This is a genomic window from Roseococcus microcysteis (assembly GCF_014764365.1).
Taxonomy (GTDB): Bacteria; Pseudomonadota; Alphaproteobacteria; order Acetobacterales; family Acetobacteraceae; genus Roseococcus; species Roseococcus microcysteis.
In genome coordinates this window covers 511,384-526,655 of the sequence record NZ_CP061718.1, presented here as the reverse complement: position 1 = coordinate 526,655, position 15,272 = coordinate 511,384, and the positions used below count along the sequence as shown (strand labels likewise).

General features: G+C 66.6%; 8 protein-coding genes. All 8 read right to left on the bottom strand.

The genetic code is table 11. The features are described from left to right. Window positions 1-4: 4 nt before the first annotated feature. The 8 genes from ICW72_RS02405 to ICW72_RS02370 all read right to left on the bottom strand — a co-directional run bounded on the left by ICW72_RS02405 (window position 5) and on the right by ICW72_RS02370 (window position 15,137). Entirely contained in the window at window positions 5-3,643 is a 3,639-nt protein-coding gene (locus ICW72_RS02405) for an Eco57I restriction-modification methylase domain-containing protein (protein ID WP_223880762.1), read from the bottom strand. A gap of 6 nt (window positions 3,644-3,649) precedes the next feature. After that, complete coding sequence (locus ICW72_RS02400) at window positions 3,650-6,400, bottom strand: DEAD/DEAH box helicase (RefSeq protein WP_191084770.1); 2,751 nt, start codon at window positions 6,398-6,400, stop codon at window positions 3,650-3,652. A gap of 4 nt (window positions 6,401-6,404) precedes the next feature. Next, window positions 6,405-11,582 (bottom strand): DEAD/DEAH box helicase, encoded by a 5,178-nt coding sequence (locus tag ICW72_RS02395; protein WP_191084769.1) that lies wholly within the window; start codon window positions 11,580-11,582, stop codon window positions 6,405-6,407. A gap of 193 nt (window positions 11,583-11,775) precedes the next feature. Next, the gene (locus ICW72_RS02390; protein ID WP_232370761.1) at window positions 11,776-12,276 is read right to left on the bottom strand and encodes an IS630 family transposase; all 501 of its coding nucleotides are present in this window, start codon (window positions 12,274-12,276) and stop codon (window positions 11,776-11,778) included. A 47-nt stretch (window positions 12,277-12,323) separates the two neighbouring features. Further along, on the bottom strand, window positions 12,324-12,743 hold the full coding sequence (locus ICW72_RS02385; protein WP_191084768.1) for a helix-turn-helix domain-containing protein: 420 nt from the start codon (window positions 12,741-12,743) through the stop codon (window positions 12,324-12,326). Between the two features lie 162 nt (window positions 12,744-12,905). Beyond that, a complete protein-coding gene (locus ICW72_RS02380) occupies window positions 12,906-13,283 on the bottom strand; it encodes a hypothetical protein (RefSeq protein WP_191084767.1) in 378 nt (125 codons plus the stop codon). Further along, entirely contained in the window at window positions 13,280-14,740 is a 1,461-nt protein-coding gene (locus ICW72_RS02375) for a recombinase family protein (RefSeq protein WP_332308970.1), read from the bottom strand. Before ICW72_RS02375 ends, ICW72_RS02380 begins: the two co-directional genes overlap by 4 nt. Beyond that, window positions 14,628-15,137 (bottom strand): DUF2924 domain-containing protein, encoded by a 510-nt coding sequence (locus ICW72_RS02370; RefSeq protein ID WP_223880761.1) that lies wholly within the window; start codon window positions 15,135-15,137, stop codon window positions 14,628-14,630. Before ICW72_RS02370 ends, ICW72_RS02375 begins: the two co-directional genes overlap by 113 nt. Window positions 15,138-15,272 lie beyond the last annotated feature (135 nt).

Below are 15,272 nucleotides of genomic sequence, written 5' to 3'. Positions count from 1 at the left end.
TGCTTTACATATGTATACGTGAGGTGGGTTCCCCCACTGACTGACGGGCAGCATAGTCGAGAACCAGCGCGTTCAAGTTGCCCAGCAAGCAAGACCACTGCACCGGCTCGGCGCTGGCAAAGATCAGCGGCGCGGTGTGGCCAACGCCAACACGCGGCACCGAGGCGACGATAACGGTCCGCTCATCCGTAGCGCGCGCGATGTCACGCCACCCCATGAGCCAGCCGCGCCTCCAAGACTTCCCGGCCAGACGCTCTTCCACCTCCGCCGCCGGCACCCAGTAGCGCGGCGCGGGCTCGAAGTCCGGGTCGCGCTTCTGAGCGGGCGTCGGAGCGGCGCTATCTTCGCCGTCCGCCGCATAGCTGGCCCAGCGATGGTCGAACTGGTGGACCATCTTGGCCTCGTAGAGTGGGACGTAGCGTCGCGGCGTGCGCGGACCGCCACCTGACAGATCGAGCGCACCGCCGCCGGCGCCCTCGACGGCCAGCACGGCTTGGCGTGGCTTCGCCCCTTCAGCCAGCCAGTCGCTGCCCTGCCGTACGAACCCCTCCGCTCCCAGTTGCGTGCCGGTGCGAAATAACGTGCTGTCGTTGGCCATGTCGAACAGCCGCGCGAAGGTGATGCCCCACGGATTGCCCGCAGCGCCTTTCGCCTCCTCGATCAGGGCCGGCACACGGGCGTAGATCTTGGCTGTGAGCTCGGCGTCGGCGCGGGTACGGAAGATGGGTGTCGTCAGCGTATTGGGGTTCAGGCGCGCGATCTGCTCGGGGGAAAGGGTGAAGCAACGCTCGGTGTCCGCGAGTTGCGCAACCTCGTCGAGAAAGAACGCAAACTCGGCCTTGCCCTTCCCGGAGCCGATAGTCAGCAAACAAAACGGGTTGCGATCATCTGTCGCCGTGAAGATGGCGCGGATCTCCCGGAACGAGCGAAGTGACCGAAGGCGATCAGTTGCAATGAGGCTCGCGAAGAATGGTGCGGTTGTAGCATCGGTGGCGATCCCGGTCGGCACGATCACTCCGGCGCATCCACCGTCCCGCGCGACCCGTGCGAAAAGCTCGGCGAAGAGCGCATAGGTGTTGATGTCTCCCCGCCCAGTCAGCGGGAAACGGCCGCCGATGGTGACCTTCCTCGTCACACCGCGGCGGTCCGTGACCTCCTCCTCGGCTGGGACGCGCGCGAACTCGCTCGCCGCCTCCGCTTCTCGCTTTGCCGAGATGAAGGCCGCATGCAGCGCCCGTTCCTGCGAGCCCTCGGGCGCTGCCGCCAGCGCCTTGATCATCCGCTCCCGCGCCGCCTTGTTCGGGGCTGCGGCAATCTCAGGCGAGCGCGCCGCGAAGAACTCCTGCTCCTGCAGCTTGATCCGTTCCCAGGGTGGGTTGCCCAGCACCGCGTCGAAGCCACCGCGGGCCATCACGTCCGGGAACTCCAGCGGCCAGTGGAAGGCTCGCGCCGTCTCCGCGAGTTCGACAACCCGCCCGACCAATGGCGGATACGGCATCCGCCCCGCCATCGCGTCCCAGACATGCGCCGTGGTCGGGATGGTCACCGTGTTGCGGTTGGGCGGCACACCGCCCGACTTGGGCACCAGGAAGGCCGCCACGTAGGCATCGCAGGCCACCTTCCAGCCGTACCAGGCTGGACCGCTGCGCAGGGACTGATACTGCCGTGCCTTGGCGGCGATTTCCTCCAACGTGTCCTCGCGCAGCGCGCGCAGCTTGCCGCCCAGGTCGGCGAACTGCCGGGCGGCCGGCATCGCGCCGCCGCCACGCGCGAAGTCCAAAGTGCCCTGGCCGGCCCGTTCGCTCCGATTTCGCGCCGCAAAATGCCGCGCCGTCTCTCTGTCGTCTCCGGCGAGCGGCTTGTATGCGGAGTCCGGAATGCCAGCCTCCAGCGCCTTCAGATCGAAGACGCCGAGCAGAGAGTCCCCGCAGCGGATCTGCGCATCGAAGAAGCCGAGCGGAAGACCGGGATCGACGGTTTCGATCCAAAGCGCGACCTTGGTCAGCTCCACCGCCATGGGATTGCGATCCACGCCATGGATGCAGCGCCGCGCGACGTCGCGCAGTGCGTGGCGGAAATCGTTGGAAGACGGCGTGCCATTCGCTCGATGGCGTGCGACGCGCGTGGCGATGCGCCGTGCCGCTGCGAGCAGGAAGTGACCGGAGCCGCAGGCTGGGTCCACCACTGTCAGATTTAGCAGAGCCTCGGCCGGGTCGTCGGCGCTGGCTTCCGCGCGATCCAGAACCGGGTCCAGCGTGGTGTCGAGCAGGGCCTGAACCAGGCTGTCCGGCGTGTAGTAGCTGCCGGTGGTCTTGCGCTGGTTGCCGCGCTGCTCCGCGGCATCCGACGCGAAGATGAGGCGTCGCCCGTCCTCGGCGAGCTGCGGCTGGAGCTCAAGCAAGGTTTCGTAGACCGAGCCAAGCTCCTCGGTCTCCATCGCCTGCCAGTTCACCGGTGCCACCGCAGTGCCGTCCGACAGCCAGCCGAGGCGGAACAGGGCGGAGAGGAGGGCTCGGTTGGAAAGCTGGGCACCTTCGAGTGTCGGCAGTTGCCCCGGCGTGAACAGGCCGCCGAGAGCCGGGAGACCGAGCCGGCGCTCGCCACCGGCCAGCGCACGGAAGACGATCTTCAGGCCTTCGTAGCGATCGTGGTGCCTGTCCCAGGCCGCGCGGCGCGCCGCTTGGGCGCGAAGCATGGCGAGGCTGTAGCCCTCGACGTAGAGCCGGTGTTCGTCCGCGCCGGCGTCCGGCGAATGGAGGAGGTTCCGGTCCTCTGCCACCATCAGAAAGATCAGGCGGTAGACTAGGCGCAGCAGTTCGTTGAACCACTCCGTCAGGCCAATCTCATGCGCGATGAGCTTCTCTCGCAGGTCGCGGTTCGCCTCGAGGAAGCCTGAGCCGAGGATTTTCAGGGCTTGCTCAACCTGCCCGGCCAAGCGATCGCGGGCGGCCTCGCCAGCTTTGGCGCCGGCATCCCGCCAGCGCTCCAGGGCACAATCGTTGGGCGGCGCCCCGGCCGGGCCGAAGCGCGAGCGGTGCATAAGCAGCCACAGCACCGCGAAGGACGCCATGTCCTCCGTCTCGAAGATCTGAGCGACGTTCACCTCGATGAAGGCGGGCCGGGTGAGCGAAGCGTTGTCCCGCATGAGGCGGAGGACGCTGCCATTGGAGGCGAGGCCCCAGGTCGCCTTGTCGGAGCCGCTTAGACGGTCCTGCAGGACAAGGGCCGCGGAACGGGGACGATCCGTCGAGAGCGAAGCGCTGCGGCGGTCCAGCTCGTCCGCGGGCGGCACTACGACGATAGGTACACGGCCATCGCCAGCAACCAGGGAACCGGGGCCGGTGTCCTCCTGCAGGTCGGCGAAGCCCAACGTCTCCCGCAGGAAGTCGCGGACGAAGCGGGTCGCGGCGGTGGCGGTGGGTGAGTGAGCCTTCAGGAACGAATCATAGTGCGCTTGGCCAACCCGGAAGGCGGTCGAGATCTCGTCCCGGATGGTTAGGCCCTTTCGGACACCGTAGGCGGTCTCGTCCTGCTCGGGCGCCTCGCGCCGATCGATGGAGGCGATCATCGCCGGGGAGATCAGGCTGCCCTCCAGCGTGAGGGCAGGCCAGGCAGTGACATCGGTTGCGGGCTTGCGTGGCATGGCAGGTCAAGCCCCGCCCGGAAGCACAACGAAGAGGCCGATCACGTCGGGAGGCAGGACGGCCTCGACCGTCACCCGAGACGCGGCACCAGCCGCGGCGCGCAGGCGGCCGTGGTCTTCGAGCAATCGAGCGGCGCGTCGCTCGACATGCTGGCGGACTGGGCCATCGAGCATGCCAGGAAGCTCGTCCTGCGCCATGCGCAAGAAACGTGTACGGGCAATCTCGGCGAGGTCGTGGCTGGCGGGGGCACCAAGAATAGCTCGCGCCTCCTGCCCATCGGCGATGACCTTCCCGCCTTCGACCGCGAGCAGCGCAGCCTCTTCCGCAAGCAGGAGCCTCTCGCGCCGCGCATGGACGGTGAGCTTCATGCGCAGGCGCAGGAGCAGGAGCGTCGTTCGGCGGCTGACCGAAGTGGTCGGCCACGCACCAGTGCGGCCAAGGCTGAGACCCGGCAGAGCGGCAGGATCGAGCGCGCCTTCGAGCAGGGCCTCAGCGAGCGTTGCCGTAAGCGGATGCGTCCGCGTCAGCAGATCCGCACCGGCGGGCGCAGGGTCAGAGCTGGCGAGGCGGATGGTGCCGCTCAGGCCGCGCTCGGCGAGACGCTCGCGCAGGCGATGGTCCAGGCCATGCAGGTGGGCTGCGTGGATCGCGCGCCGCGGCTCAAGCGGAGCGTCGAAGCGCCGCATCGCGGCTTCGACGAAGGCCAGCGCGGCGTCAGGCCCCCCGAGGAGATCGCGTGCCCGGGCCCATTCGGGCGCCACCTCCTGCGGCTTCATGGCGTTCTGTGCAAAGCGTGCACGCGACTTACGCTCATTCTCCTGCGCATCGCGCCACCGCTGCTCCATGGCTGCCCTGCCATCGGCGAGCCGCAGATCGAGCACGAGCTGCTGCTTGTCGCGCCGGCGCAGCATCATCGCGGCCATCAGCGCATCGGTGACGGGGCCACGCTCGTCGGGGAGCGGGACGGTGACGCCAGTGGCCTTCCGGATCGCCTCTGCCTTCCGAAGGATGACATCAAGCACCGCACCGTCGATGGCACTGTCGGGGGAGAACATCAGTACCGAACGAACCTCAGGTGCCGGCTGGCCGAATCGATCGACCCGCCCCTCGCGCTGCTGGTGCCGTGTCGGGTTCCAGGAGAGGTCGTAGTGCACCACAGCGTCGAACAGCTTCTGGAGGTTGATGCCTTCCGATAGGCAGTCGGTCGCCACGAGGATGCGCTGCTCGTCCTCCGCCATGTCGGCGACGCGGTCGCGCCTTTCTTCGGGCGTTAGGAGCCCAGTGACGGCTTCGATCCGGATCTTCGGGAAGGCCCGGCGCAACGCGTCGCGCACGTGCTCGGCGGTACTGATGAAGCGGCAGAAGATGACTGGATTAGCGCCGCCTCGAATGATGGGCTTTAGCAGATCGATCAGCGCGCTGGCCTTCGGATCTGGCTCTCTCGTAAGCTGGTTCGCGGTCTGGATGAGCGCGGCCAGCGCTCCATCGGCGGCCATTGCCGCTGCAGGCTCCACGTCGACAGCGTCTTCGTCCTCGCCATCCTCGTCGTAGATTTGCGGCTCGAGGCGCTCCACCTCGCTGGCCATCCTGTTGCGTAGGGCGCTCAGCGCCGCCGCCGGCGAGGAACCGACGCAGCGCATCAAGGCCAGCGTACCCCAGAAGGCCAGTCGCCGTTCCCTCTCGCCGGTGCCAGCCCGCGAAACGACACCGAAGCAGTAGTCCAGGACTGCCTCCTGGAAGGCGAGATGCTGCGCGTTGAGACGGTAGGGAGACTCTGTCGTGATGTGCTTGGGGAAAGCGCGCTCCTCAGCCCACTCGGCCGAGGTTAGGTCGATGCGGCGGCGCTGGACGTAGTGGCGTGCGAGCCGCTCCCTATAGCGAGCGTCGTCGAACTGGAGCGAAGCAAAGCCCGGGTCGATGAGCGAGAGAAGGCGTGCGAAAGCCTCCTCGTCGCCGCTGTGGGGAGTGGCGGTCAACATAAGCATCCCCCGGTCGGGATCTCGGGCCAGCTCGGAGAGGAGACTGAAGCGCTGCTGACGTCCCTTATGCGTTCCAACGCAGGCGTGCGCCTCGTCAACCACCACCATGTTGGGGCAGGCGCGAGCAAAGGCTTCACGCCGCTTCTCGGCCTTGATGTAGTCCAAGCTGACTACAGTGAACGGATGCGCGTTGAAGAGCGTCTGGTGGACGGGGAGGCCTCGCTCAAGCCGAGCGGCGGTACCCGCCGTGACGGCAACGGCTTCGAGCCCGAAGCGGGTGCTGAGCTCTCCGGTCCATTGCTCGACCAGGTGCGGAGGACACAGAACTGCGAAGGCATCGAGCTCGCCGCGATCATACAACTCGCGGAGGATGAGGCCCGCCTCGATCGTCTTGCCGATACCGACATCGTCGGCGATCAGGAGCCTGGGCACCTGGAGCCGCAGGGCCATTAAGAGTGGGACAAGCTGGTAGACGCGAGGCTCGAATGCGATCTGCGCTGCTGAACGGAATGGCCCGGCCCCTCGGCGAAGAGTGAGGCGCAGTGCGTCAGCGAGCAGCACAGCGTTGACTTGGGTAGTGACCAGCGCGTCTGCAGGCAGATCGAAGCGCGCCGGCTCGACCGGCTGCAGTTCCAACTCCGGCTTGAGCACCACGCGATCGGCCTCAGAGCCCGAGAGCGGGCGCAGCGCGAGCCACCCCTCCCGCGACGTCGGTAGGTTGACCCACTCGCGGCCACGAGCACGAACGATATCACCGGGGGCGAAGACATGGGACATAAAGTCAGCCCCTTAGCTGTGCTGCGAGCGCGTCTGGAACACCGGCTGCAGTATCGTCCGATAGCTCTACCAGCAGCCAGCCGGCGGCTTGTGCCTCATTCTGAGCTTCAGCCGGGATTGGCGCGACGTCTGCGGCGACGAAGTGCGACCGCCAGGCAAAGCGCAGCGCGCAGCCACCAAACGTCACGCCTGCCGGATCGGGTGCCGGCAGCTTCGCTCGCTCAAACTCTGCCACCCAGCCCTCCTCAGCATCCTCCGGCCCGTTCGGCTTCAGGGTCACTTCGCCCCGCGCCATCATGAGCAGAATTCGCTGCGCATCCTCATCTCGGCGATCGATAAGCTCGTGGTCGGGCTGGTTGAAGTAGGAGAGCAGGCAGCGGTAGCAGGCTTGCGCGCACGTATCTTCGGCGGTGTCGCGGAGAGCGACTGGGTCGCACGTCCGCACCGCCAAGTCGACATCAGCATAGTGCATCAGGCGCAGAGCCTCGCGGGCCACGCGGCCGAGCGCTAGTCGGTCGGAGATGATCCGATTGAGGACGCCGGCGCCACCTTCCGAGACCTCGTAAGCAAGCATGGCGCGTCGATCGTCTCGCGCAGGGAGTGGCTCGCTGAGCACTTCTCCTTCCTCTAGCTGATACGCGATCTCGACGCCCCTCATCAGGGCGTGCTGGACCGTGGCTATTGCCTCCCTCGAGAACCTGGCCGGATCCGCAAACCGCAGCAGAAGCGCATTCTTGCGGTCGCGGACGATCGGCACGATGCGAACCGACCGGACCTCCTCTGGGGATGGCGTGTCATTCTGATCCTGGTCTTCGTCGTCAGCCTTGCTCCAGTAGCCAGTGCGCGGGTCGATGTGGAACCCGAGCAGGGCTTTGTCCCGGCGCCGCTTTAGGCCTTTGTTGAGCCGGCTGATCTCTGCGCCATTTGCATACTGGAGCGTCAATAGGGCGTCACCGTCAGCCTCCAGCACGCCCTCTGTCACGACGACCTGGCCGTTGCGACGCGGCCATGAGAACACGGTCTGGATCTCGAAGCCCTGTCGAACCCGCTCCTCATCATTTGCCGTGATGCGGTCAGCGGGCGCGGTCTCCACGTTGTCAATCCGCAAGGTCTTGCGGATGGGCATGGCCCCGACCATCGAAGCTCTGCAGGCATGGCACCGTTCGACCTCGACGTCGTGCGAAGCGCCGCAGGCTCGACACACGAAGACTTCCTTCGTCGCGAGACCGTCGCCCTCAGCGCTACGGGCCTCAGGCGGCAGCTTCGCCTTTACAACGCGGTAGGCCCGTCCCTCGTGATAGATCAGGCTGCGTGGTCCGAACTCAGAGATCGCGAGGAATCGTGCTCGCTGAATAAATGCACCCTGGCCTGCAGCGGCCGGAATGTATGCATAAAGCGGCAGGCGAGGGAAATTGTAACCCGGCAAGAAACCCTCGGTTGCCAGGTAACGGTAAGAGTAGAAATCCGAGCCGTTAGTAGCGCGACCTTGCTCTAAGATTTCGAGCTGCTGATTCGCTTGTGCCTGCGCTTCCTTGATCCGGCGCCGCTCGACACCTGACAGGCCCGCCGTCTCGGAGCGTACGTTTGCATCCGCGAGTTGCCTACGCGCCGAGCTATAAAGCTCTCGCCATCGATCGAACGCGCGATCAAACTCCCTGGGCGCCTCCGCCGCGGCACGCGAGACGAAGGCCTCGGGGTCTCCAAGCCAGGTTGGCGTGCTGCTGCCGAGCGAGGCGATGACCTGATCGAAAACCCGGCGCATCGGGATCTGTGCCCGCCGGGTCAGGTCAGGATCAGAGACGCGGGCCAATATCTCCGGCTTGAGCGGAAAGCCCCGCGTGCCTAGATCCAGAATGTCGGGGATGTCTGGTGCCAGCGCGAGGCCAGCTTCCGCGAGCCAGACGGCCTGCAGGTGGGACGTGACGAGAGCCTCGTTGCCGAGGTCGAGCGCAGGCGGGCGCACAACTCCCGCCACCATCTCGTCGCGGCGCGCGAAGAAATACTGGTCGTGCGGACTCTGAGCGGAACAGTAGGTGACGATGGCTGCTGCTTGCCCTGAGCGGCCGGCGCGGCCAGCGCGCTGCGCGTAGTTCGCCGGCGTCGGGGGTACATTACGCAGATAGACTGCGTTGAGCGCGGAGATGTCGACACCGAGCTCCATTGTCGGTGAGCAAAAGAGCGCCGGAAGAAATTGCGTAGGCTCGGCCGCGGCTCGCATCTCCGCCTCGTGCTCAAGGATGCTCTTCCGGTCCTCCTCTTCGAACCGAAAGCGCCACTCGCGCCACTCGCGCTGCTCTTGCCGGACCTGAGCTGTGTGTTCGCGGCTCTCGAGACCGAGGTAGGGGGTAGCTCCGATGCGAAGGCTATCGGCAATCTCCAGGTAGAGCCTGTGGAAGTAGGAGTTACCGCTCGGCTGCCCACTCAGGGCGGACTCACCAGGCAACAGGCGGACCGCAGATGGCACGATCCGCCACCCCGGGCGATCCTGCCAAGTACCCACCTCCCGCACCAGGCCCTCGTCGCTCAGGACCCCAAGGATGCCCTCCATCAAGGAACGGTATTCACCGGTTTTCAGGCGCGCGCCGATGATTGATTTACGGTTGATCTGCCGAGCGAGACGAGAGCGAGCGCCACCGCGCAGAAACGTCTGCTCGTCGCGCAGCCCGGTCTCCCGGCGCGGCGGCGCGTCGAGCATAAATGCGGTCTGGCCTCTGAGTACCTCGTTGCGATCGACGGCCCATGGATCGCGGAGGAGCGAGCGCGAGTTCTGCGAAACGGCGTCGAGTACCGTGAGATCGAGCGCCTCGGTGTCGACCGCGAGTCCTTCTAGCATGAGGTCGAGGACCTGGCGCAAAACGACTTCCCGGGCCGCCGGTTCAAGGCGGCCGAGCACCGGGCTCGCTGCGTCCATCCGCGCTGTGTCCGCCGACAGCTCAGCCAGCCCCACGTACTCGACCCGAACGAGCTTCAGTACGCCAAGGCTCGGGTTGGTGATGCGCCAGCCGCGACGCAGGTCTGTCCAGACACGATGTGCGAGGATCTTCGTGAGGACCCGCTCTGCGTCTTTCCGTTGGATACCGCTTGCCTTCGCGTCGGCCATCCAGTGGATGCGTGTTCCCGCATTGTCCGCTGTAAAGCCGAGGGCGCGGCTGACGCGGAGGCCGAACTCGTCATCGGAGAGTCCTTCCGGGCCTCCGGCGAGGACAGCCCTTAGGATCGCACCACGCAACAAGCTGACGAAGAGGAAGTCGTTGAAGTGACCAGCCTGTAGCGCTGCGTCCTGCCGGTTGTCGGTGAATCCGAGCAGCTTGCGCTTATCGGCAGGAACGGCGCTGTCCCGGCGGTTCAGCCACTCGAGTGCGCTTGCGACAATCAAGGTTGTGGCGGAGCTTCGTCCCTCGGCTGAGAGGCCCGCGAGCTTGATCCGCTCGCTCGATCGGGATGCCGGGATCTCACGGCAGCATGGACAGAAGCCGAATTTGCCTGGAAGGAACCAGAATGGATTGCCGTCCGGTCGGATAGAGCCGTCGGCCGCTACGTGCACCCTAACAGGAGCCTGCTTCTTCCTGTTTGGCCTGAGGCGGACCGTCTCCCCCTGCTCTTCCAGCCAATCCTCGGGGAAGCTATCGATCTCGCCAGTGAATTCGTAGTCTTCGTCGCCGTCTCCGACCGGCGTCAGGTAGCCCGCCACATTGTCGTCCTCCTGGGCGGTGAGCGGCGTATCGTCGATGTCGCGCCGCAAGAATACCTGTTGCCCCTCGACCTCCGACAGCGTCACCACGTGGTACTCTTGCCCGCACGAGCGGCAGAAACGCGTGGGATAGAGTCTCGCCTCGGGGTCGCCCGGATCCCTTACCTGCCCCTCCAGCGAGACGCTCCGCGGCGCGGGCCGGAGAGTCGTGTAGACCTCGCCAGACCCAGCGATAAAGCGGTGGAGCTTAAAGGCAAGAAACGCGCGCTCACCTGATCCGCCTCGGGCATCCTCCGGCAGACTCGCCTTTGTCAGAAAGGCTTCGAGCTTGGCAGCGCATTCCTCTTTAGACAGTCCAGTTTCGTCCGCGAGCGCCTGCGCCGCGTCGCCGAACGGCAAGGGCCTCCTGCGCCGCAGAACCTGGCCGTCGTCAAGACCAAGCGCCAACTCGGCCCAGACCGCGAGTGGATGGCGGCGTAGCTCCGTGTCCGGAAGGTGATCTGGCAGTCGGGCCTCAACTGCGCCACGCAGAAGCGGCCGTACGTCGGCGAGGGAGAGCCCATCGTCGGTCGCGCGGCGAAGGCTTTCGTCGATGACGGACTCAGGACCAATCGCGACGCCGAAGAGCCTTGAGGCGACCTCCGCGACGCTGCCCGCGCGCGACGCGTCGGATCCCTCGCTAACCATCGTCGCAGACGTTCCAATGCATAATGGGTGCCTGTCTCCGGCGCACCGGTCACGCAGCCGCCGTACGAGCACCGCGACGTCCGCGCCCTGGCGCCCGCGGTAGGTGTGCAGTTCATCGAGGACGATGAACTCGACGCCACCGGCGTTCGCGATCACCCTCTTGTCGAGCTCATCCTGCCGAGTGAGCAAGAGCTCAAGCATCATGTAATTTGAGAGAAGAATATCCGGCGGATTATCCGCGATGGCTTGGCGCTCTGCCTGCTTTTCCTGGCCCGTATATCGCTTTACAGATGGCCGAAGTTGCTCAGGAAGATCTGCTTGCGCAATAAATTTTTCGATCTCCTTGAGCTGGCTATTTGCGAGGGCGTTCATGGGGTAGACGATTATTGCCCTCGTCCGCCGTTCACTCCGTTTTTTTCTTGCCCGAATCGCAGCGTCGATGATAGGGACGAAAAAGCAGAGTGACTTTCCGGATCCTGTCCCAGTCGTGACCACGAAGCTCTGGTGGGCGCGCGCTTTAGCGAGGGCCTGAGCTTGATGCGCGTGAAAGCGGATCGTGTCTCCTTTGACGCGAAATACGCGAGCGGTTAGCGGATCCAGATCGCCGGAAGTCGCCAGAGCGTCTGCTGTTGGGCCAGGCTCGTACTGCGGGTTGATCGACAAAAGTGAATCTGGCCAGAAATATCCACTATCGTACTGCCGATCGATTGATTCGCGCAAATCACCCGCGCGTATCTTGCTGAAAGATCTCGAAAAGCTGGAGTATTTTTCAATCAAGCTCCGGTCGAGATCAAAGGCCTTCACCCGAAACTCCCTCGCTCCGCGCCGAAATCTGACGCAGAATTCAGCGCCAGATACCTGTCACTCAAAATTCGCCGAACCGGCTCTCAGACTAGCCGGCTGATTACGGATCATCAATCGCTTATGGGCGCCGAGTATCCCTGTAACGGTCGCTGCCTGGGCGCGAACAGCCCAAAGAGAGCTGATACCGCCGAGCCTATGAACTGACCTTCGCGAGCCAGGGGAACGCGCAGAGGGATTGGAGGCGCTCTGGCGTCAGCGCGTTCCACGCTTCGCAGCAGGCGCTGACGATGTCGTCGTAGCCATCGAGCAGCCTGTGCGAGAGGAAGCGTTCACGCAGGAACAGCCAGACACGCTCGACCGGGTTCAGCTCGGGCGCGTAGGGCGGCAGCGGCACGAGCGTGATGCTCGGCGGCACGACCAGGCTCCGGGATCCGTGCCATCCCGCCCTGTCCAGCACGAGGACGGCATGGGTGTCCTCGGCCAGCGTGGCCGCGAAGTGGCCGAGGAAGGTCTGCATCGCGCCGGTGGACACTTCCGGCAGCACGAGAGCGAAGTCGCCGCCGGTGGCCGGGCGCACGGCGCCGAACAGATAGGCCCATTCGAAGCGCCGGTCGCACAGCCCGCGCGGGCGCTCGCCGCGCACCCACCAGCGGAACCCTGTCCGACCCTTCTGGCCGACGCGGGCTTCGTCCATGAACCAGAGTTCGATCCGCTTGCCCGGGTTCGCCTTGGACGCCGCCGTCAGCGCGTCGCGGAGCCCCTTTTTGCGAACGCAGCCTTGGCTTTCTCGTCAGCCATCGGGTGTAGCGACCGGGTCTTCTGCCGCGACAGGTCCAGGCGGCGCAGGACCCGCGACAGGCTGGCCGGGTGCAACCGCTTGTCGAAGCGGCGCTCGATCCAGCGGCAGAGCATCGGCAGGGTCCAGTCGGTGCCGCCGTCCTCAGCGCGATCCGGGCCGCGGAAGACAGCGTCCAGCAGCAGTGCCTGCTCCGCCTCGGTCAGCGTCGGGGTTCGGCCCGGTTTCGGCCGGTCGCGCAGTCCGTCCAGGCCCTCGGCGTTGTAGCGGATCACTGCGTCGCGCAGCGCCTGCCGCTCGATCCCCGCCAGGCGCGCCGCCTCGGCTCGGCTCATACCCTCCAGCGCGCCCGCGATCGCCAGCATCCGCGACGCCGTGCGTGGGTTCCGTTCCCGGCGTGCCAGCCGCCGCAGCCGGGCCGCGCTCACCACGTCCGTCCGGATCGCCAGCGCCCCTCCCATCGGCCCCTCCGTGTCCACCCGCCCAGAGGGAATCACGACCGGCGCCGCCGTGGGGTCACAGCCGAGTCAGTTCATCAGCGCGGCGGTATGAGACGGCCACTCTACCGGGAACGACTCCATCAGCGCCGGCAGCGTCGTCCCCTCAGGCTGCCGCCCATCCAGGATCGCCTCGACGATGTCGGGGGCCAGCAGCGTCAGCCGCAGCACGCGCGAGACATAGGACGAGTTGATCTTCTCGGCCGCTGCCAAGTCCTTGATCGTGGCGAACTGGCCGGATTCCAGCATCCGCCGCCACCGGAAGGCGCGTGCGACCGCCTTAATCAGCGTGATGTCCTGCCGACGCTCCAGCGCCAGCACGCCGGGCGTGACCATCGCCTTCCGCCCGCCGAGCGGCTTCACCCGGAGCGGGATGACCACTGTGAGGGTCTGCGCCTCCTCACTCATGCCGCAGCCCTCCCGGCCTCGGGCTCTCGCGCGGCGAGGTCACGGACCAGGCTGCCGAGCCCGTCTAGTGGGAGCCGCACCGCGGCGCCTTCGGCCCGGACGTCGACCCGGTCCACCAACAGCCGAACGATGCGCGCCCGTTCCGCAGGGAATAGCTCGTTCCACAGCGGCTCGATCCGCTCCAGCGCCAGCACCACCTCCTGCTCCGACACATCCGTCACCGTTGCGCGTGCCGCCCGCCAGGTGCCGACCGCCATCTCGGGCTGCCGCAGCAGCGCGCGAACCTGGGCGACCACCGCGGCCTCGATCTCCCCGGCCGGGAGGCGTGCGATCGCCGGCCGCTCCGTCGCGCCGCCCTTCAGCACGGCTTGGCTGACATAGTAGCGGTACATCTGCCCGCCCCGGCCGCGGCTATGGCTCGGCGACATGGCGCGCCCCTCGCTGTCGAAGATCAACCCGCGCAGCAGCGGCGCGGTGGTATTCCGCGTTCGGTTGACCCGCACCCGCGGGCTGACCTGAAGCACGGCGTGCACCGCGTCCCACTGCGCCTGCGCGACGATGGCGTCGTGCTCGCCGGGATAGGCCGTGCCCTTGTGCACCGCCTCGCCGAGGTACACGCGGTTGCTGAGGATGCGGTAGACGTCGCTCTTCGTCAGCGGGCGACCCCGCTTCGTGGTGGCGCCCTCGCCGCGCAGGATCTGCACCAGCTTGGTGCAGGACTCCGTCTCCACGAAGCCCTGAAAGATCCGCCGCACCAGCGCCGCCTCGGCGTCGTTCACCACGAGCTTCCGGTCGCGCACGTCGTAGCCGAGCGGCACGTAGCCTCCCATCCACATGCCCCGCTTGCGCGACGCCGCCACCTTGTCGCGGATTCGCTCGCCGATGACCTCACGCTCGAACTGCGCGAAGCTGAGCAAAATGTTCAGCGTCAGCCGCCCCATGCTGGTGGTGGTGTTGAAGGACTGGGTGACCGACACAAAGGTCACGCTGTTCGCATCGAACACCTCGACCAGCTTGGTGAAGTCGACCAACGAGCGGGAGAGGCGGTCGATCTTGTAGACCACCACCACGTCGACCAGCCCCTCCTGGATGTCCGCGACCAGCCGCTTCAGGGCTGGGCGCTCCAGGGTGCCGCCGGAGATGCCGCCGTCGTCGTAGCGGTCGCGCACCAGCACCCAGCCCTCCGCACGCTGGCTGGCGATGAAGGCCTCGCAGGCCTCGCGCTGCGCGTCGAGGGGTTGAACTCCATGTCGAGGCCTTCCTCGCTCGACTTCCGGGTGTAGACCGCGCAGCGCAGCTTGCGCACGGTCGCCGGCATCGCGCCGGCCGGCTTCGCGTCGCGCTTCATGCCGCAGCACTCCGGCTCGGGCGCAGCCCGAAGAACACGCGCCCGTTCCACCGCGTGCCGGTGATGGCGCGGGCGATGGCGGAGAGCGACTGGTAGGGCTGGCCCCCATACTCGTAGCCAGCGCGGGTCACGGTGACGACGTGCTCGACGCCCTGGTACTCCCGGATCAGCTGGGTGCCGGCGATCGGCTTGTCGTCGCCGCGCATGCGGCGGACGGTGACCTTCCCGCCGTCGAACTGCTGGCCCAGCGCCTCAAGCCGGGCCAGCGTCTCGGGCTTCAGGCCGCCATAGGCGAGTTCCTGGACCCGGTAAGCGAGGCGGCTTTCCAGGAAGCGCCGGTTGTAGGGCGGCGGTTCCGTGCCGAAGAGGTCCCGCCATTGCTGCTTCAGCACCGGCGTGGCGGCGCTCTTCAGGGCGGCGAGTCGGCCGAGCACGTCGGCGGGCGGGATGGCGGGGGCGGTGAACGCCGGCCGGGGGGTGGGCTTGGGCTTCGTGGTGCGCGTCATGCGTCTCTCCGGGTGGTCCGGTTCGCATGCAGGCGCTGCGTGGCCGTGAAGTGTAGCGGCCGCTCTCCGCTGTCCGCGGCGTCGCGCGCTGCTTGCTCGGCAGCGCGGCTGCGCAGCCGCAGCAGGCCGCGGGCG